Origin of the sequence: Pseudomonas sp. PvP001, from assembly GCF_040546375.1 — a bacterium.
In the GTDB taxonomy this organism is placed as follows: domain Bacteria; phylum Pseudomonadota; class Gammaproteobacteria; order Pseudomonadales; family Pseudomonadaceae; genus Aquipseudomonas; species Aquipseudomonas coleopterorum.
Genome location: NZ_JBEPNQ010000001.1, coordinates 480473 through 498803, shown reverse-complemented (window position 1 = coordinate 498803; position 18331 = coordinate 480473). Strand labels below are relative to the sequence as shown.

Genomic DNA, 18331 nt, shown 5'->3' with positions numbered 1-18331 from the left:
TTGATGGCATGACGGTTGCTATGACGATATCACTAATCTGCATCCGGAGTTCACGTGCTCACTCAAGCTCAGCGCGACATCATCAAGGCAACCATCCCGCTCCTGGAAACGGGGGGTGAGGCATTGGCGACCCATTTCTACACCATCATGCTCGACGGTCATCCAGAGGTTAGACCGTTGTTCAACCAAGCGCATCAGGCGAGCGGATCGCAACCTCGGGCGCTCGCCAACGGCGTGCTGATGTATGCCCGCAATATCGACCGCCTGGAAAACCTGGGACCGCTGGCAAGCCAGATCGTCAACAAGCACGTCGCGCTGCAAATCCTTCCGGAGCACTACCCGATCGTGGGTGCCTGCCTGTTGCGCGCGATTCGTGAAGTGCTGGGTGAAGACATCGCCACCGATGAAGTGATAGCCGCGTGGGGGGCAGCCTATCAACAGCTCGCCGACCTGCTGATCGGTGCCGAAGAACAGGTGTACGAAAACGTTGCCGCAGCACCGGGCGGGTGGCGCGGTGGGCGCTTGTTCCGGGTCGCCTGCAAAGTGCCTGAAAGCAGTGAGATCACGTCGTTTTACCTGGAGCCGGTCGATGGCAAACCGGTCATCGCGCACAAACCGGGGCAATACATCAGCCTGCGTCTGAACATCGAGGGGACCGAGTGCCGTCGCAGTTACTCGCTGTCTGCGCCATCCTCAGGGGTGGGACTGCGCATCAGTGTGAAGCGCGAGCCCACTGGCGTGGCCTCCAATTATCTGCACGACCAGGTCATCGCCGGATCGGTGCTCGAGTTGTTTCCACCGTCGGGCAACTTCACGCTGGCAGAAGGTACCAAGCCATTGGTGCTGATCAGTGGCGGGGTGGGTATCACGCCGACGATCGCCATGGCCGAGACCGCGCTGCAGGCAGGTGAGCGTCCAGTCGTCTTCATCCACTACGCAAGAAATGCCCAGGCTCAAGCGTTCAAGGATCGGCTTTACGAGTGGTCGCAAGGCTTTCCGCAGTTCAAGGGCTACATCGTATATAACGAAGCCAGTGCCGATTCAGCAGTACAACCCGATGCCGTCGGCATGCCTTCGATAGAGCAGCTGAAACAGTGGATGCCCGAAGACCGAGACGTCGAAGCCTATTTTCTGGGCCCCAAGCCGTTCATGGCGTTCATGAAGCGAAGCCTGCGTGAAATGGGCGTGCCGGACGGCCAGGCGCATTATGAGTTTTTCGGACCTGCAGAAGAGCTGGCCTAGTACTGGTCAGGTCGGCTCGCTAGCCGGCACGACCAATCGAGAGGAAGGATGAAAAATGCCAAAACCCGACATGCTGTCCGAGTGGGGAATCACGCATCCGATCGTTCAAGCGCCGATGGTAGGTGTCTCGACGCCGCAATTGGCAGCGGCCGTTTCCAACGCTGGCGCATTGGGCTCCATCGGTCTGGGCGCCAGTACGCCGGAGCAGGGGCGTGAGCTGATTCGGCAGACCAGGGCGCTGACGGGCAACCCCTTCAACGTCAATATGTTCTGCCATCGCCCTGCGGTGTTCGATCACGCCAGAAACGAAGCGTGGCTGAAGTATCTTGCGAGTTTGTTTGCCGAGTTCGAGGGTGTACCGCCAACGGTCCTGAAGGAAATCTACAAAAGCTTTGTCGACGACCGCGCCATGCTTGAAATGCTCGTCGAAGAGAAGCCCGCTGTCGTCAGCTTTCATTTCGGCGCGCCGCCTGCGCAGTGGATCGAAGAACTCAAGTCGGCGGGCATCTACACCATGGGTTGTGCAACCACGTTGTCCGAAGCCCGGCAGCTTGAGCAGGCCGGGGCTCAGGCGATCGTTGCGCAGGGCTATGAAGCCGGCGGGCATCGCGGCGTGTTCGATGATGCGTTCGGTAAAGACCAGCAGATGGGGCTGTTTGCGTTGTTGCGCATTATCGTCGCAGCGGTGGATCTGCCAGTCATCGCTGCAGGCGGGATCATGGAGGGGGCTGGAATCAATGCAGCGATGATGCTTGGCGCCAGCGCCTGTCAGTTGGGAACGGCGTTCATCCTGTGCCCGGAGTCCTGTGCAACGCCAGAGCATCGAGACGCATTGAAAGGTCCGAAGGCCCATCAGACCCGGGTGACCAGCTACTTGTCCGGCCGCCCGGCCCGGGGCATTCCGAATCGCCTGTACCTGGAGTCCGGGGCCGACAGGGTTCCTCTGCCAGCCGAGTATCCGCTGGCCTACGACGCTGCCAAAGCCTTGCATGGGGCGGCCAGCGCCAAGGGCTGTCACGACTTTGCTGCACAGTGGGCGGGGCAGGGTGCGCCGCTGGCCAGGGAGCTACCTGCACAGAGGCTTGTGCAGGTGCTTGTCGAAGAAATGCAGGCCGCCTCTCGCTTCAGTCACTCATGAAAAAACCGGGCAAGTGCCCGGTTCTTTCATTGACGCTTCAAGGCTATCGGAACGCCGGCACCACCTCATTGATGAACAGCTCCAGCGATTTCTTCTTTTCGGCATGGGGCAGGCTGTTGTCGCACCAGAAGCTGAACTCGTCGACGCCCAACTCCTGGTAATGCTTGATGCGCGCGATGATCTGCTCGGGTGTGCCGATCATGGTGTTCTTGCGGATGTTCTCCAGTTCGAACTCCGGGCGCTCGGCGAACTTGGATTCCGGGCTGGGTTCCAGGAAGCCGTTGACCGGGGTGGTCTTGTTGCCGAACCAGGCATCGAAGGTGCGGTAGAACCGCGAGATCGCCGTGGCGCCAACCTTCCAGCCTTCGGGGTCGTCGTTACCGTGAACATGGGTGTGACGCAGCACCATCAATTGCGGGCGCGGTACGGTTGGGTTGTTGGCCAGGGCCGCTTCGAACTTGTTCTTCAGATCGACCACTTCCTCGTCGCCCTTCATCAGCGGCGTGACCATCACGTTGCAACCATTGGCGACCGCGAAGTTGTGCGAGTCGGGGTCGCGCGCAGCGATCCACATCGGTGGCGTCCTGACCGGCTTCGGCACGCTGGTGGAGGTGGGAAATTTCCAGATATCGCCGTCATGGGCGTAGTCGCCTTCCCACAACTTGCGCACCACTGGCACCATCTCGCGCAGTGCGTTACCGCCGCTGCTGGCGGGCATGCCACCGGCCATGCGATCGAACTCTACCTGGTAGGCGCCGCGAGCCAGGCCGACTTCCATGCGTCCGTTGCTGATCACGTCCAGCAGAGCGCATTCGCCGGCAACTCGCAGCGGGTGCCAGAACGGCGCAATGATGGTGCCGGCGCCCAGGTGAATGGTCGTGGTCTTGCCGGCCAGGTAGGCCAGCAGCGGCATGGGGCTGGGGGAAATGGTGTACTCCATGGCGTGGTGCTCGCCGATCCACACCGTGCTGAACCCGCCTTCTTCGGCCATCAGGGTCAGTTCGGTCAAGTCTTCGAAAAGCTGGCGGTGGCTGGTCTTCTCGTCCCAGCGCTCCATGTGCACGAACAGCGAAAATTTCATCTTGCCTACCTCGGATCTGTTGGCGGTGGTTCGTCCCGGCCAGGGGCGTGCCGTGGCCCGGACAGTCAATGGCGTGGGATATGTCAGGCGAACGCGGGCAGGGCACCCATTTTTCCTCGGCAATAGACCAACGGGGTTTGCGGGGCGCTGGGCACCAGCAGATTCTTGACCGCGCCGACCATGATCGCGTGATCACCGCCTTCGTATTCCCGCCACAGTTCGCACTCGATGACCGCGATGGCGTTGTCGAGGACCGGATTGCCCAGCGCGCTCAGGCTCCATGCGATGCCATCGGCCTTGTTCTTGCCCTTGCTGGCGAAGGCGTAGGCTTCGGCTTGCTGGTCGCTGGAGAGCAGATGGATGGCGAAGCGCTTGCTGTGAATCAGGTGAGGATAGGAGTCGGCCTTGTAGTTGGGGCAGAACAACACGAGGGCCGGATCGATGGACAGCGAACTGAAGGCGCTGGCGGTCATGCCCACGAGCTGGCCTTGATCGTCCAGCGTGGTGATCACGGTCACGCCAGAGGGGAACGAGCCCATGACTTGTTTGTAGATTTCGGCATCGATCATCAAAGGTACCTCGGGTTTGTTCGAATATTTATTGGTCTGATGGTATACCAAAGAATTGTTTGTGCAACCCTCATTTTCAGAGCTGCGCCGCGGTCCGGGTGGTCTTTTGAAACAGGTTGGGGTCAGACGCTCGCTTGCGTTTTCTTGGTATACCGTAATATGGTTTGTCTATCAGAAACGGGTTGCGCCTGGTGACCCGGATTCCTACAAGAACAACAACAGACTCGAGTGAAAACCTATGTCCGAGCGTTCATCGCAAGACCCATTGATCGAGAGCCACACCGTCGAGCAGGTCCCCCACGCCGAGCGCCATGGGCGGGCTCGTGACCTCTTCACGCTGTGGTTCAGCACCAACATCGCGCCGTTGCCGATCGTCACCGGCGCCATGGTGGTCCAGGTCTTCCACCTCAATCTCGCCTGGGGGTTGCTGGCCATCGTGTTGGGGCATTGCCTGGGGGGTGTGGTCATTGCCCTGTCCTCGGCGCAGGGGCCAAGGCTGGGCATACCGCAGATGGTCCAGAGTCGCGGGCAATTCGGTCGGTTCGGCGCGCTGTTGATCGTGTTCTTCGCCGCGTTGATCTACGTCGGTTTCTTCATCTCCAACATCGTGCTGGCCGGGAAATCGATCCACGCCATGGTCGAGCCGATTTCATTGCCTCTGGGCAGCCTCATCGGCGCCCTGGCCGCGACCGCCATCGGCGTGCTCGGCTACCGCTTCATTCACACCTTGAACCGGATCGGCACCTGGGTCATGGGCGGCGCGCTGCTCGCCGGCTTCGCTTTCGTGTTCAGTCAGCCGCTGCCGGTCGATTTCCTGACCCGAGGCGGGTTCACCTTGGCAGGGTTCATCGCCACGGTGTCGCTGGGGGTGATCTGGCAGGTCAGTTTTTCGCCCTACGTGTCGGACTACTCCCGCTACCTGCCCAGCGATATCGGCATCGCCAAGCCGTTTTGGGCCACCTACGCCGGCGCCACGCTGGGGACCATCCTGTCGTTCAGCTTTGGCGCCGTGGTGGTGCTGGCAACCCCGCCAGGCACCGAAGCGATGACTGCGGTTGAGCAGGCGACCGGCGTGCTGGGCCCCGTGCTGATGTTGCTGTTCCTGCTCAACATCATCAGCCACAACGCGCTGAACCTGTACGGTGCGGTACTGGCCATCGTCACCGCCGTGCAGACGTTCATCGCCCACTGGACGCCGAGTGTGAAGGTGCGCATCGTGCTGTCGGCGCTGGTGTTGAGCGGGTGCTGTGTGGTGGCGGTGGGCGCGTCGGGCGACTTCATCCAGGACTTCATCGGCTTGATCCTGGCCCTGTTGCTGGTACTGGTGCCGTGGGCCTCGATCAACCTGATCGACTTCTACTTGATCAAGTACGGCGACTACGACATCGAGTCGATCTTTGCAGCCGATGGCGGCCAGTACGGCCGCTTCAATTGGCACGCGATCATCGCCTACGCCTGTGGCATCGCCGTGCAGTTGCCGTTCGCCAACACCGCGTTGTATGTCGGTCCCTATGCCCATCTGGTCGAAGGCGCGGACCTGTCCTGGCTGGTGGGCATCGTGGTCACCTGTCCGCTGTTCTACTGCCTGGCGACCCGCAAACAGCAACGTGCCGAACGACTGCGGGCCGGATACGCCAAGTAGCGCTGGCTACCCGGCGATCAGTTGCAAAAAGGCCCCGATCGTTCGGGGCCTTTTGCGTTGCGGCGATTGCTGGGTGTGTCGACAGATCAGTGTGCGCCGGCCGCCTTGTTCAGGTCGCCGTCTTCCCAGTGCGTGTACACGCAAGCGTCTGCCGCTGCCCAGCGCACCTGGACCTGCTCACCGGCCTGCAGGGGCATACCGGCCGCTGACAAGGCTTTGACCGTCATCGCCGTACCGCCGCGGGTGACAACGCTGCAGGTCTGGCTTTCACCCAGGAACAGGGTCTCGGTGACAGTGGCCGGAATCTGGTTCCAGCCTGGCAATAGCGGTTGCTCTGCCGCCTGAGCAACGCTCAGGGCCTGGGCCTTCTCCGGACGTACCATCAGCAGCACCTGCTGCCCGACATTGGCACCGGGGGTCAGGCGCATGCCCAGGCTGTCGCCTTCGAAGGTGGCGGAACCGTTGCTGGTGGTGGTCAGCTTGAGAAAGTTGGAATTGCCCAGGAACGACGCGACGAAGGCATTGGGCGGGTTCTGGTAGAGGTCGTAGCCGCTGCCCAGTCCGACGATCTTGCCGTGGCTGAAGATGGCGATGCGCTGCGACAGGCGCATGGCTTCTTCCTGATCATGGGTCACGTAGACGATGGTGATGCCCAGGCGTCGGTGCAACTGCCGCAATTCGTCCTGCAGATCTTCGCGCAGCTTCTTGTCCAAGGCGCCCAGTGGCTCGTCCATCAACAGGATGCGCGGCTCGTAGACCAGCGCGCGGGCGATGGCCACCCTTTGCTGCTGGCCACCGGACAGCTGCGCCGGGCGGCGGTGGGCGAAGGCCTCCAGCTGCACCAGCTTGAGCATCGCATCGACCTTGCGGTCGCGTTCGGCGCGGCTCAGTTTGCGGATGTCCAGAGGGAAAGCAATGTTGTCGCGTACCGACAGGTGCGGAAACAGCGAATAGCGCTGGAACACCATGCCGATCCCGCGCTTGTGCGGCGGCACATTCACCAGTGACTGACCGCCGACCAGGATCTCGCCGGAGCTGGGCGTCTCGAACCCGGCCAGCATCGACAGCGTGGTGCTCTTGCCCGAGCCGCTGGAGCCGAGGAAGGTCAGGAACTCACCGTCCTTGATGTCCAGGTCGATGTTGTCGACCGCGGCGAAGTCGCCATAGTGACGGTTCAAGCCGCGCAGGCTGACCAGGGTGTCGCCGGCCTGCACGGCCTGTTGTTGTTTGATCACTGCACTCATGTCCAGCTCCTAGGCGTTGACGGGGTTACGGCGACGAATGATTTCGGCGACCACCATGACCAGTACCGACAGGGCGATCAGTAGCGTCGAGGCGACGGCGATCACCGGCGTCAGGTCCTGGCGCAGGGTGGTCCACATTTTCACGGGCAGGGTCTGCAGGGTCGGGCTGGCCATCATCACGCTGAGCACCACCTCGTCCCACGAGACCAGGAAAGCGAACAGGCCGCCGGCCACCATGCCCGGCCGAATCGCCGGGAAGGTGACCTTGAAGATCGCCTGCAGGCGCGACGCGCCGCAGATCACTGCGGCATCCTCGATGGACTGGTCGAACAGTTTCAGCGAGTTGATGATCGAGATGATGGTGAAGGGCAGGGCGACGATCACGTGGCTGACCACGAAGGAGAACAGCGTGCCGGTGTAGCCCAGCTTGAGGAACAGCGCGTAGACGGCCACGGCGATGATCACCAGCGGCACGATCATCGGCAGGGTGAACAGCGCATACAGCAGCTCGCGCCCCGGAAATTTGCCGCGCACCAGTGCAAAGGCCGTGGGCAGGCCCAGCAGCACGGCGAAGACGGTGGTCAGCGCAGCGACTTTCAGGCTCGACCAGGCCGCCGCCATCCACTCCGGGTTGGCGAAGAACTGCAGGTACCATTTGGTGGTCCAGCCCGGAGGCGGAAACACCAGCCACTGGGACGAGCCGAACGACAGCAGGACGATGAAGACGATCGGCAGCAGCAGGAACAGGCCGATCGCAGCTGTGGTGAGGTACAGGCCGACGCGCAGGCGCCGGCTCATGGCATTGGGGGTAAGGAGCATGATGACTTACCTCGAATTGCTGGCGCCAACCGGGGATTCCGGTTGCAGCTTCAGGTAGAAATAGAACAGCACCAGGGTGATCAGCACCAACAGCGCCGCAGCGGCACTGGCCAGGCCCCAATTGAGGAATGATTGCACCTGTTGCACGATGAACTCGGGCAGCATCATGTTCTGTGCGCCACCCAGCAGGGCCGGGGTGACGTAGTAACCCAGCGACATGACGAACACCATCAAGGCGCCGGAGAACAGCCCCGAGCGGCACAGCGGCAGGAACACCCGAAAGAAGTTGGTCCAGGGGCTGGCGCCGCAGATGGCACCGGCCTGCAGCACCATGGGGTCGATCGCCTGCATGGTCGCCTGCAGCGGCAACACGATGAACGGGATCATGATGTAGCTCATGCCGATCACCACGCCAGTGAGGTTGTGCACCATCTCCAGCGGCTGGTCGATGATGCCCAGCGCCATGAGCAGCTTGTTGACCACCCCCGACGCCTGGAGCAATACCAGCCAGGAATAGGTGCGCGCCAGCAGGCTGGTCCACATCGACAGCAGCACGATGCTGAAGATCCAGCGGCCCCAGCCGCGCGGAACCAGGGTGATCACCCACGCCAGGGGAAAGCCCAGCAACACGCTGAACAGGGTCACCAGCCCGGCCACCGAGAAGGTGTTGAACAACACCCTGGCGTAGGCCGAGTTGGCGAACAGCTCACGGTAGTTGTCCAGCCCCGGCGTCGGTTCCAGCACGCCGCGCAGCAGCAGGCCGATGAGTGGAGCGAAGAAGAACAGGCCGAGGAACAACAGCGCCGGCAGCAGGTTGCCCGAACCCCGCCAGCGCTGGATCAGGCTCGCTCGTGGCTGGACCGCACGCAGTGCATCGGGGCCGCCGGCGGCGCCCCCGGTGCTGCCCAGAGCGGAGCGCGATGACAGCTTCACTTGACCAGCCATTCGTTCCACCGTGTCGCGATAGAGGGACCATTCTTGGCCCAGTAGGCGAAGTCCAGAGTGATCTGGTCGTCGACGTGCGCGGTCGACAGGTTGGGTGCCAGGACGGAGTCGAGGCGCTGCACGCTTTCGGTGTTGACCGGCGCGTAGGCCGTCAGGTTGGAAAAGTCGGCCTGGCCCTTGGCGCTGGTGGCGTTGGCCACGAAGCGCATGGCAGCCTCCTTGTTCTTCGAACCCTTGGGCACGACGAGGAAGTCGGCCATGGCCAGGTTCTGCTTCCAGCTCACACCCACGGGGGCGCCGTCTTGTTGCAGGGCGTAAACGCGACCGTTCCAGAATTGACCCATGGCGACTTCACCGGACGCCAGCAATTGCTGGGACTGCGCGCCGCCGCCCCACCAGACGATGTCCTTCTTGATCGAGTCGAGCTTCTTGAAGGCCCGGTCCAGGTCCAGCGGATAGAGCTTGTCGGCAGCGACGCCGTCGGCCAGCAGGGCGATCTCCAGCACGCCTGGGCTGGGCCACTTGTACAGCGCGCGTTTGCCGGGGTAGGTCTTGGTGTCGAACAGCGCGGTCCAGTCCTGCGGCTTGCCGGCGGCGACCTTGCCTTCGTTGAAGCCCAGCACGAAGGAGAAGTAGAACGAGCCTACCCCGTAGTCCGAGACGAAGCGCGGGTCGAGCTTGCTGCGGTCGATGACCTTGAAGTCCATGGGTTCGAGCAGACCCTCGCTGGCCGCGCGCAGGGCGAAGTCGGCTTCCACGTCGACCACGTCCCACTGCACGTTGCCGCTCTCGACCATGGCCTTGAGTTTGCCGTAGTCGGTCGGGCCGTCCATGACCACCGCCGTGCCGCTGCTCTTGCTGAACGGATCGGCCCATGACGACTTCTGCGCATCCTGGGTGGTGCCACCCCAGCTGACGAAACTCAGCGTCTCGGCCGCCACGGCAGTGCCTGCCGTGAATGCCAGGGTCGCCGCAGCCAACGCCGCTATCGCACGTTTCTTGAATACCATCGTGTACGCCCTCTTTTGTCATTGTTTGAGCGGGCTGTTTCCACACCCGCGTATCGGGAGCAGTCAGGTCGTGAAGACCTGGTGGATCGATTGCCTCAGGGGCCGTTGCCGTTCAAGGCTCAAGCCCCAGTGGTTGTCGCGTGAAACGGGATGCTTTCGACCACTTCCAGGTCGTAGCCGGTCAGGCCTGCGTACTTGAGCGGCGGGCCCAGGTGGCGCAGTTTGCCGACGCCCAGGTCCTGCAGGATCTGCGCGCCGGTACCGACTTCCGAATAGATGCGGGTCTGGGTGCGTGAATAGGGGCGCACCGGCTGGGTCAGGTGCGGGACGCGCTCCAGCAGGGCTTGGGACGATTCATGATTGGCCAGCACTACCACCACACCCGCGCCATGCTCGGCGACTTTTTCCAGCGCGGCCCACAGCGTCCAGTTGGCCGGGCCGGTGTACTCGGCGCCGACCAGATCGCGCAGCGGATCGATGACGTGCACGCGCACCAGCGTCGGGTCTTCGCGGCGGATGTCGCCCATGACCATGGCCATGTGCACGCCGCCCTGAATGCGGTCTTCGTAGCTGACCAGGCGGAACGTACCGTGCACCGTAGGCAGTTCGCGTTCGCCCATGCGGGTGACCGTGTGTTCGTTGCTCAGGCGGTAGTGGATGAGATCGGCGATGGTGCCGATCTTGATGCCATGGCGAGCGGCGAACAGTTCCAGGTCCGGACGGCGGGCCATGGTGCCGTCATCCTTCATGACTTCGACGATCACCGAGGCGGGCGTGAAACCGGCCAGGCGGGCCATGTCACAGCCGGCCTCGGTATGCCCGGCGCGGGTCAGCACACCGCCTTCACGGGCGCGCAGGGGGAAGATGTGGCCCGGCTGCACCAGGTCGGCGGCGCCGGCCCGTGGCGCTACCGCAGCGGCGACCGTACGGGCGCGATCGGCGGCGGAAATGCCGGTGGTGACGCCGCTGGCCGCTTCGATGGACACCGTGAACGCCGTGCCGAAACCGCTGCCGTTGCTGGGGACCATCTGCTCCAGGCCCAGCCGCTGGCAGCGTTCGTCGGTGAGGGTGAGGCAGATCAGGCCACGGGCTTCGCGGGCCATGAAGCTGATCGCTTCGGCCGTGCAGCAGTCGGCGGCAAGCAGCAGGTCGCCTTCGTTTTCGCGGTCCTCGTCGTCCACCAGCAACACCATCTTGCCCTGGCGAAAGTCCTCGATGATTTCTTCGATGCTGTTGAACGCCATGCCTGCACTCTCTTTTACGGGCTCTTTGATGCGTACTTGGATACGGATCCGGGCTGACCGATCGTGGCTGACCGATTGGGATAATCAGCTGAATCGTGGTATACCATAATACGCAAACAATCCCCCTGTCGAGGTGAAAATGAAGGCTTATTGGATTGCTCATGTGGACGTTACCGATTCGGCGCAGTACGGGCTTTACACCCAGCGCGCACCCGCGGTTTTCGCCCAGTACGGCGGCCGCCTGCTGGCCAGAGGCGGACGTTCGCAGGCCATGGAAGGCCGGGCCACGCCGCAGCGCAGCGTGGTCATCGAGTTCGATTCGTACGCCCAGGCGCAGGCCTGCTACCAGTCCAGCGAATACCAGGCTGCAGCCAGCCTGCGCGCAGGTGCGGCGAGGGCCGAGGTGATCATCGTGGAGGGTTGCGAGGCGATCGGCGGCTAGCGCATGAAGTGAATGCGACCGGTGTCGTCATTGCCCATGTAGATGCCGTAGGTACCGGTCGCGCGTTCCTGAATGTAGCGTTCCAGGATCTGCCGGATGGCAGGGTAGTAGATGCTGTGCCAGGGAATGTCCGCCGGCGCGAAGAACTGCCGCGCGGCGGTTTCCGGACCGAAGTCGTCCGTCACTTCCAGGGCCATGGCGCGGAAGATGATGTACACCTCGCTGATGCGCGGCACGCTGAAGATCGAATACGGGGAGATGATCTCGGCGCGCACGCCGGCTTCTTCCCACAGCTCGCGCAGGGCACCTTCCTCGGTGGTCTCGCCGCTTTCCATGAAGCCGGCGGGCAGGGTCCAGGTGCCGGGTCGCGGCGGAATGGCGCGCTGGCACAGCAGGTACTTGCCATCGGCTTCGACGATGCAGCCGGTGATGACTTTCGGGTTGACGTAATGCACGTGCCCGCAACCGGCGCAGAAGGTCCGCTCGTGGGTATCGCCCGCCGGAATGCCCAGGCTCAGGCCGCCGGCGCCGCAGTGTGGGCAGAACCGGGGAGTGGCCATGTCAGCGTCCGATACGGGGTTCGTCGAGGGCGATGGGCGCGGCGATGTCGCGGACCTTGTGGTCGTCGTTGCGTTGCTGGCGCAACGACTCCAAAGCCACCTTGGCCGCAGCGCGCACGTGATCGACCGAAGCCTGGTGCGCCGCCATCGGATCGCCGCTCTTGATCGCGGCAACGATGCGCTCCATCTCGTCGCTGCTGACGCCGCGGCGGTTTTCCTGCGATACCGAGGTAGCCCGCAGGTAGCTGATGCGCGCCTGCAACTGACGCAGCTGGGTCGCGGCGACCTGGTTGCCGGAGCCCTCGAGCAGCACGTCGTAGAAACCCTGGACGGAGTTGAGCACGTCCGACAGCGCGCGTTCCTCAAGGGCCTTGCGGTTGACCGCCAGCGCCTTTTCCAGGGCGCGGATGTCCTTGGCCTTGGCATTGAGGGTGAACAGCTGGACGATCAGGCCCTCGAGCACGCAGCGCAGTTCATAGATGTCGCGGGCGTCTTCCAGGGTGATGATCGCCACGCGCGGGCCCTTGGCGTCGGCGAACTCCACCAGGCCTTCGGATTCGAGATGGCGCAGGGCTTCACGCACTGACGTGCGGCTCACGCCCAGGCGCTCGCACAGGTCGCGTTCCACCAGGCGGTCGCCGGGCAGAAGCTGGAAATTCATGATGGCGCTGCGCAACTTGTCGAGCACGATTTCGCGCAGGGTGACGGGGTTGCGATTGACCTTGAAGCTGTCGTCGAGGGGCAGGCGTTTCATCGGGTCCGCTCTGTTGAAAAGGCAAAAAAACAGCGGCGAGTCTAACACGCCACCCGGCGCTGCCGACCCGCGACCGGTGATTTGCCCAGGTCCGGTCGACAGGAGCGCTCAGCGCAGGGTCGGTCAGCCCAGGCTCGGCATCGCACCCAGTTTGCCGCGATGGTAGAGCATGGGGGCCAACGGCTCGCTGGGCAGGATCAGGTTCTTCACCGCGCCGACGATGATGGCGTGGTCGCCGCCGTCGTATTCACGCCACAGTTCGCACTCGATGATCGCCGTGGCGTTTTCCAGCAGCGGGTTGCCCAGCTCGCTGAGATGCCAGGCGATGGCGCGGGCCTTTTCCTTGCCCTTGCTGGCGAACGCGTAGGCTTCCGCCTGCTGGTCGGCAGACAGCAGGTGAATGGCGAAGCGCTTGCTGTCGCGCAGGATCGGGTAGGTGTCCGACTGGTAGTTGGGGCAGAACAATACCAGCGCCGGGTCGATCGACAGCGCGCTGAAGGCGCTGGCGGTGATGCCGGCGATGCCGCCTTCCGGGTCCAGCGTGGTGACCACCGTCACCCCGGAGGGGAAGGAGGCCATCACTTCTTTGTAGATGCCGGGCTCTATCATGTTCAAATTACCTCAACGCATCACGAATGGGTCGGGCATGGGGGCCTGGGACAGGTTGATCCATACCGTTTTGAGTTCTGTGTAGGCCAGCACCGAATCGATCCCGCTTTCACGGCCATAGCCGCTGTTCTTGAAGCCACCGATCGGTGCCATGGCCGATACCGCGCGGTAGGTGTTGACCCAGATGATGCCGGAGCGCACGTCGCGGGCCAGGCGATGGGCACGGCCCAGGTCGCGGGTCCAGATGCCGGCCGCGAGGCCGAATTGCGAGTCGTTGGCCATGGCCAGCGCCTGGGCTTCAGTGGAGAATCGAATCACCGACGCCACCGGACCGAACACTTCTTCCTGCATGATTTTCATCGAATGGCTGTCGCACTCGAACAGCGTCGGTTGGTAGTACCAGCCGTCGCTGTCGGTCTGCGCACGCTGGCCGCCCATGCGCAGGGTAGCGCCTTCTTGCACGGCTTGCGCGACCAGATTTTCCACCACGGCCAATTGCTGGGCGGTGGCCATCGGGCCCATCTCGCTCGCTTCGTCCTGCGGGTTGCCGATCTTGATGCGTCGAGCGCGTTCCACCAGGCGCTCGACGAACTCGTCGTAGATCTCGTCCTGCACCAGCAGGCGCGAGCCGGCCACGCAGCTTTGCCCGGAGGCAGCGTAGATGCCGGCCACCACGCCATTGATGGCACTGTCCAGGTCGGCATCGGCGAAAATGATGTTCGGCGACTTGCCGCCCAGTTCCAGCGACAGCTTGGCGAAGTTCTCGGCGCTGCTGCGCACCACATGCCGCGCGGTGGCGGCACCGCCGGTGAAGGCGATCTTGCGCACCAGTGGGTGGCGGGTGAGGGCGGCGCCGGTGCTCGGCCCATAGCCGGTGACGACATTGACCACGCCCGGCGGAATGCCGGCTTCGAGGGCCAGGCGGGCCAGCTCCAGCAAGGTCGCGCTGGCGTGTTCGGATGGCTTGAGAACGATGGTGTTGCCGGCGGCCAGGGCCGGCGCCAGCTTGATCGCCGTCAGGTACAGCGGGCTGTTCCAGGGAATGATCCCGGCGACCACGCCGATGGGTTCGTGCACGGTGTAGGCGAACAGGTCGGGCTTGTCGAGCGGTAGCGTACCGCCTTCCAGCTTGTCGGCCAGGCCTGCGGTGTAGTGGAAGAACTCAGGCAGGTAGCCCACCTGGCCGCGGGTTTCGCGGATCAGCTTGCCGTTGTCACGGCTCTCTAACTGCGCCAGCGCCTCTTTGTTGTCGGCAATCAGGTCGCCCAGCCGGCGCAGCAGCTTGCCCCGCGCCGTGGCGGTCAGCCCGCGCCAGGCGGGCGATTCGAATGCCCGCTGTGCGGCCTGCACGGCGCGGTCGACATCGGCCTCGTCGGCGTCGGGCAGCAGCGCCCAGGGTTGCGCGAGCGCCGGGTTGTGACTTTCGAAGGTCTTGCCGGACAGCGCATCGACCCACTGGCCGTCGATGCACATCTGAAAGCGTGAAAGGGTCATGCGACGATCCCCTGTGCCTGATTGTCCAGGCGCTGGGCCCGGGTAAGAAATTTCAACAGCGTCTGGTTGACCAGCCGAGGCGATTCCACGGGCATCATGTGCCGTTGTTCGGAGAGTATCGCCACTTCGGCGTGGGGGATGCGCTCGGCCATCTCACGGGCCATCTGCGGCGTGGAGCCCGGATCGAGTTCGCCCGTGGCAATCAGCGCCGGCGCCTGGATGCGGCCCAGTTCGTCGGCTCCGTACATGTCCTGGGTAGCGAACAGCTCGTAGGTGGTCAGGTAGCCCTGGGGGTCGTTGCCGGCCAGCGTCTCGCGCAGCGCCGCGATCTGCGCCGGGTTGGCCGCCTGATACTCGCGGCTGAACCAGCGCGACAGCGCGGCCTCGGCGTTGGCATCGGGGCCGTGTTCGGCAGCTTGCCCGGTGCGTGCCATCACGCCGGCGCGCTGTTCGGCGCTGCGGTTGAACACGCTGTTGAGCACCACCAGGGCCTGTAGCCGCTCGGGATAGTGCAAGGCAAACGCCCGTGCCACCAGCCCACCCATCGAGAACCCGATAACCGTTGCCGCCGGCAACTGCAAGTGATCCAGCAATTCGAGCAACTGCTCGGCATAACCCAGCAGCGCCGTGCCAGGCGCGGGCTGCGCGCTGGCGCCATGCCCCAGCATGTCGTAGGCGATGACCCGATAGTGCGGCATCAGCCCGACGAACTGGCCTCCCCACATTTCCTTGTTCAAGCCCACGCCATGGATGAACACCACGGGCGGGCCGTCACCGGCGGCAAGGTAACTGGTACCGGCCGCAGTGCGTTCAGCGGTAAGCCGAATCATGGAGCGCTCCTGAGTCAGGTGGATCACTGGGCCTTTTCGGCGGCCAGTTCTTCCAGGTCGATGTAGCGGTTGCCGATGCGCGGATGCAGGCGCCCGCCGTTGGCACAGCCCAGGACCACGACGATTTCGTCGGCGCGCGGCGCGTCCTCGATCTGCATTTCCAACGTGACGTAATGGGAGCGCAGGCCTTCGTCGTCCTTGTGCATCATCGGAATCTGGATCGAGGTGCCGGGCCCGCCACGCTTGTTGGTGAAGCTCAGGTAGCTCTTGGCTTGCACCGCCTCGCGGTAGTGGTTGCCGAAACGCAGGGTATGGATCACGGCCGAAGCGTGCTCGATCTCGCCATCGGCACCGACCACCGCAGCCTTGCCGTAAGCCTCGATCTTGTCGGCACCACCGATGCTGGCCACCAGACGCTCGACCATCAAAGCCCCGAGGTCCGAGCAGTTGGCCTTGATCTCCGGCTTCAAGTCATCCACGAAGCCGCGGCCCAACCAAGGGTTCTTGATGACGACCGCCAGGCCGACCATGGTCACCGGAGCGTCGGTGGCCTTGCCGCCTTCGATGCGGGTCTCTTCGGAGTAGGTGACGATTTTGCGGATCTCGAAGCTCATGCCTGTTTCCTTCTTGGAGGGTGTGTATCTGGTATTATGGTATACCAAGAACAGGCTTCGGCAAGCGTTTTTTATCTGCATCGAGAGCGGGCGCTTTGCGCCTGATGCAACACGCAACGATCCAATCGCCCGCTAGCTGTTATAACGACATTGTTTAGCGACTGCTGAGCGAGCGCTCTAGAATGGCCAAGCGCGTCAGATTCAATGGATCTCGCATCGACTCGTGCAGGGCTCGCCGCGCGCCCTCCCGCCAGCCCCGTCATCTCGAAGGTTTCCCGTGCAAGCTCAGATTCCTCTTCCTACCACGCCTGGCATTTTCTGCCTGGGCGCGCTGCAGATTCTGGTATGGGGTGGGTCGTTCTTCCTGCTCGCGGTCATGGGCGAGCCTATCGCGCGCGAAACCGGCTGGGGCAGTCACTGGGTGTATGGCGCGCTGTCTCTTGGCCTGATGACCAGCGCGTTGCTGGCCCCGCTGTCGAGTCGCCTGGTCTCACGCCATGGTGGTCGTGTCCAGCTTGCCGGCAGCGGCATGATCGTTGCCGCCGGCCTGGCGATCATGGCGGCCAGTCAAACATTGCCGGTGTTCATGCTGGCCTGGGTCGTGATTGGCGTCGGCATGGCTGCAGGCCTCTACGAGGCATTGTTTGCCACCCTGGGCGCGCTCTATGCCGAGCGTGCCGGCAGGGCCATCACCGGCATTACCCTGATTTCGGGATTTGCCACGACCCTCACCTGGCCGGCCGTCGCGTGGCTCATCGAACACGTTGGCTGGCGCTACACCTGTATCGGCTATGCGGTCTTGCTGGTGCTGGCCACGCCGTTGTACCTCAAGGTGCTGCCTCAGGTACGCCGACTCGAGGTGCGCGCAGCCACGACCCCGGTCGACAGCAATGGCCTGGATCGGCGGTTGTACCTGCGCCTTATCTGGATCTTCGCCCTGGGCGCGATCATCATGACCGCCGTCTCGGTGCAACTGGTGGCGGTCCTGCAGGGGCTGGGTCATTCGCTCGCCAGCGCCATTGCGCTGGCGGCGCTGCTGGGGCCCAGTCAGGTGTCGTCAAGGATCCTGCAGATGCTGGCAGGCAAGCGCCATCCGATCTGGACGGCACTGATTTCCGTCGTGCTGATCGCCGTGGGCTTGTTTCTGGTCGCCTGTGCGCCAGGCGCTACCGCCGTCGGGCTGGTGCTGTTCGGGCTGGGCAACGGGCTGCGCGCGATCGTGCGTGGACTGTTGCCGCTGGCGTTGATGCCACCGGCACAGTACGTGGCCATGATGGGCAAGATGTCGCGGCCTTCGCTGATCGGTCAGGCAATTACCCCCTTGGCCTGTGGCTACCTGCAGCAGCATTTTGGCGCAATGGGCGTGCTGTCGGCACTGTGTGTACTGGCCTTGATCAGCCTGATTCTGGTGCTCTCGGTACTACCCTTCGTTCGCCACTCTGCGTCTGTCTAGCAGAGCCCGGCTGGTTTGTTCGATCCAGCCCCGAATCCAGGACGCCTCGACCGGCACGGGTCGACGGCGCATGTCGTTGGCAGCGTCGATCAGCGCCAGCAGGGCTTCGAACGATCGCGCCTGGTCTTGCGCCACGAAACGTCCCGGTCGACGATCCTTCGCCAGAAAGTCGCGTAACGGTTGCTGCAATTGAGCCAGGGCTGTCTCCAGGCACAGGCGTTGCTCGCGGGTAAGGTGGCGTGATTCGTACCGCAACAAGGCCTCTTCGTCTGGATGAGCCGCCTGGCGATCCATTCGAAAACGCAGATAGCCCACTACGTTGCGGGTGTAGGCGCCGTACCTCCAGGCGTCCAGCCGAGTAGTCGCGATGTCCATCAGCACGTCGAGTAGCAGATCCTGTTTGCTGGCGACGTGGTGGTACAGGCTGCCGGGTTGCACGCCGACACGCGCCGCCAACTGGCGCATGCTCGTGGCTGTGTAACCTTCTTCGACGAACAGCGCGCGGGCGGCGAGCAGGACCTTGCTCGCAGCGTCGGGGGCCTGCGCGCTTTCCAGCGTAGGGGGATGCATGCGTGTCATCTCGGTGGTCGTGGCAGGCCCCCGCCGCGTACGCGCGCTGGGGGCATTGGAGCGGTGGCCCG

19 protein-coding genes are annotated in these 18331 nt (G+C 63.5%); 5 read left to right on the top strand and 14 right to left on the bottom strand.

What is annotated here, in order from left to right:
- The first annotated feature begins 54 nt into the window (after positions 1–54).
- Positions 55–1242: an NO-inducible flavohemoprotein gene (gene hmpA / locus ABMD26_RS02195; protein ID WP_354307411.1), complete on the top strand. Its 1188-nt coding sequence runs from the start codon at positions 55–57 to the stop codon at positions 1240–1242.
- A 55-nt stretch (positions 1243–1297) separates the two neighbouring features.
- Positions 1298–2380 (top strand): NAD(P)H-dependent flavin oxidoreductase, encoded by a 1083-nt coding sequence (locus ABMD26_RS02190; RefSeq protein WP_502948293.1) that lies wholly within the window; start codon positions 1298–1300, stop codon positions 2378–2380.
- A gap of 43 nt (positions 2381–2423) precedes the next feature.
- Here the strand turns inward: ABMD26_RS02190 and ABMD26_RS02185 are convergent, their stop codons facing one another.
- Together ABMD26_RS02185 and ABMD26_RS02180 are read right to left on the bottom strand one after the other, a co-directional pair.
- Positions 2424–3461 carry an LLM class flavin-dependent oxidoreductase gene (locus tag ABMD26_RS02185; protein WP_056842455.1) on the bottom strand — a complete coding sequence of 346 codons (1038 nt, stop codon included), beginning with the start codon at positions 3459–3461 and terminating at the stop codon, positions 2424–2426.
- An 83-nt stretch (positions 3462–3544) separates the two neighbouring features.
- Positions 3545–4030 (bottom strand): flavin reductase family protein, encoded by a 486-nt coding sequence (locus ABMD26_RS02180; protein WP_320522039.1) that lies wholly within the window; start codon positions 4028–4030, stop codon positions 3545–3547.
- Between the two features lie 238 nt (positions 4031–4268).
- Here ABMD26_RS02180 and ABMD26_RS02175 point away from each other — a divergent pair, with 238 nt between their 5' ends.
- Positions 4269–5672 carry a purine-cytosine permease family protein gene (locus ABMD26_RS02175; protein ID WP_354307407.1) on the top strand — a complete coding sequence of 468 codons (1404 nt, stop codon included), beginning with the start codon at positions 4269–4271 and terminating at the stop codon, positions 5670–5672.
- An 86-nt stretch (positions 5673–5758) separates the two neighbouring features.
- Here the strand turns inward: ABMD26_RS02175 and ABMD26_RS02170 are convergent, their stop codons facing one another.
- The 5 genes from ABMD26_RS02170 to ribBA all read right to left on the bottom strand — a co-directional run bounded on the left by ABMD26_RS02170 (position 5759) and on the right by ribBA (position 10934).
- Entirely contained in the window at positions 5759–6916 is a 1158-nt protein-coding gene (locus tag ABMD26_RS02170; RefSeq protein WP_354307405.1) for an ABC transporter ATP-binding protein, read from the bottom strand.
- A 9-nt stretch (positions 6917–6925) separates the two neighbouring features.
- Positions 6926–7735, bottom strand: coding sequence for an ABC transporter permease (locus tag ABMD26_RS02165; protein ID WP_049860054.1), 810 nt, complete (start codon positions 7733–7735; stop codon positions 6926–6928).
- Between the two features lie 6 nt (positions 7736–7741).
- The gene (locus tag ABMD26_RS02160) at positions 7742–8680 is read right to left on the bottom strand and encodes an ABC transporter permease (protein WP_354307402.1); all 939 of its coding nucleotides are present in this window, start codon (positions 8678–8680) and stop codon (positions 7742–7744) included.
- Positions 8665–9690, bottom strand: a complete 1026-nt coding sequence (locus tag ABMD26_RS02155; RefSeq protein ID WP_122742014.1) for an ABC transporter substrate-binding protein — start codon at positions 9688–9690, stop codon at positions 8665–8667. Before ABMD26_RS02155 ends, ABMD26_RS02160 begins: the two co-directional genes overlap by 16 nt.
- Positions 9691–9809: 119 nt before the next feature.
- Positions 9810–10934 carry a bifunctional 3,4-dihydroxy-2-butanone-4-phosphate synthase/GTP cyclohydrolase II gene (gene ribBA, locus ABMD26_RS02150; RefSeq protein ID WP_134722660.1) on the bottom strand — a complete coding sequence of 375 codons (1125 nt, stop codon included), beginning with the start codon at positions 10932–10934 and terminating at the stop codon, positions 9810–9812.
- A gap of 139 nt (positions 10935–11073) precedes the next feature.
- Here ribBA and ABMD26_RS02145 point away from each other — a divergent pair, with 139 nt between their 5' ends.
- Entirely contained in the window at positions 11074–11376 is a 303-nt protein-coding gene (locus ABMD26_RS02145; RefSeq protein ID WP_134722661.1) for a DUF1330 domain-containing protein, read from the top strand.
- Here ABMD26_RS02145 and ABMD26_RS02140 read toward each other — a convergent pair.
- The 6 genes from ABMD26_RS02140 to ABMD26_RS02115 form a co-directional block, all read right to left on the bottom strand.
- Positions 11373–11936 (bottom strand): NUDIX hydrolase, encoded by a 564-nt coding sequence (locus tag ABMD26_RS02140; protein ID WP_134722662.1) that lies wholly within the window; start codon positions 11934–11936, stop codon positions 11373–11375. The genes ABMD26_RS02145 and ABMD26_RS02140 overlap by 4 nt on opposite strands.
- A gap of 1 nt (position 11937) precedes the next feature.
- Entirely contained in the window at positions 11938–12690 is a 753-nt protein-coding gene (locus ABMD26_RS02135; RefSeq protein ID WP_049860060.1) for a GntR family transcriptional regulator, read from the bottom strand.
- A 123-nt stretch (positions 12691–12813) separates the two neighbouring features.
- Positions 12814–13299, bottom strand: a complete 486-nt coding sequence (locus ABMD26_RS02130) for a flavin reductase family protein (RefSeq protein ID WP_049860061.1) — start codon at positions 13297–13299, stop codon at positions 12814–12816.
- A 12-nt stretch (positions 13300–13311) separates the two neighbouring features.
- The gene (locus ABMD26_RS02125; protein WP_049860062.1) at positions 13312–14793 is read right to left on the bottom strand and encodes an aldehyde dehydrogenase; all 1482 of its coding nucleotides are present in this window, start codon (positions 14791–14793) and stop codon (positions 13312–13314) included.
- On the bottom strand, positions 14790–15623 hold the full coding sequence (locus tag ABMD26_RS02120; protein WP_313659803.1) for an alpha/beta fold hydrolase: 834 nt from the start codon (positions 15621–15623) through the stop codon (positions 14790–14792). The genes ABMD26_RS02125 and ABMD26_RS02120 overlap by 4 nt, the downstream gene beginning before the upstream one ends.
- A gap of 23 nt (positions 15624–15646) precedes the next feature.
- The gene (locus tag ABMD26_RS02115; RefSeq protein ID WP_354307397.1) at positions 15647–16237 is read right to left on the bottom strand and encodes an amino acid synthesis family protein; all 591 of its coding nucleotides are present in this window, start codon (positions 16235–16237) and stop codon (positions 15647–15649) included.
- 277 nt (positions 16238–16514) lie between these two features.
- On the opposite strand from ABMD26_RS02115, the gene ABMD26_RS02110 reads away from it, so the two are divergent.
- Positions 16515–17690, top strand: coding sequence for an MFS transporter (locus ABMD26_RS02110; RefSeq protein ID WP_354307395.1), 1176 nt, complete (start codon positions 16515–16517; stop codon positions 17688–17690).
- Here ABMD26_RS02110 and ABMD26_RS02105 read toward each other — a convergent pair.
- Positions 17658–18260, bottom strand: coding sequence for a TetR/AcrR family transcriptional regulator (locus tag ABMD26_RS02105; protein WP_354307393.1), 603 nt, complete (start codon positions 18258–18260; stop codon positions 17658–17660). The genes ABMD26_RS02110 and ABMD26_RS02105 overlap by 33 nt on opposite strands.
- Positions 18261–18331: the final 71 nt, after the last annotated feature.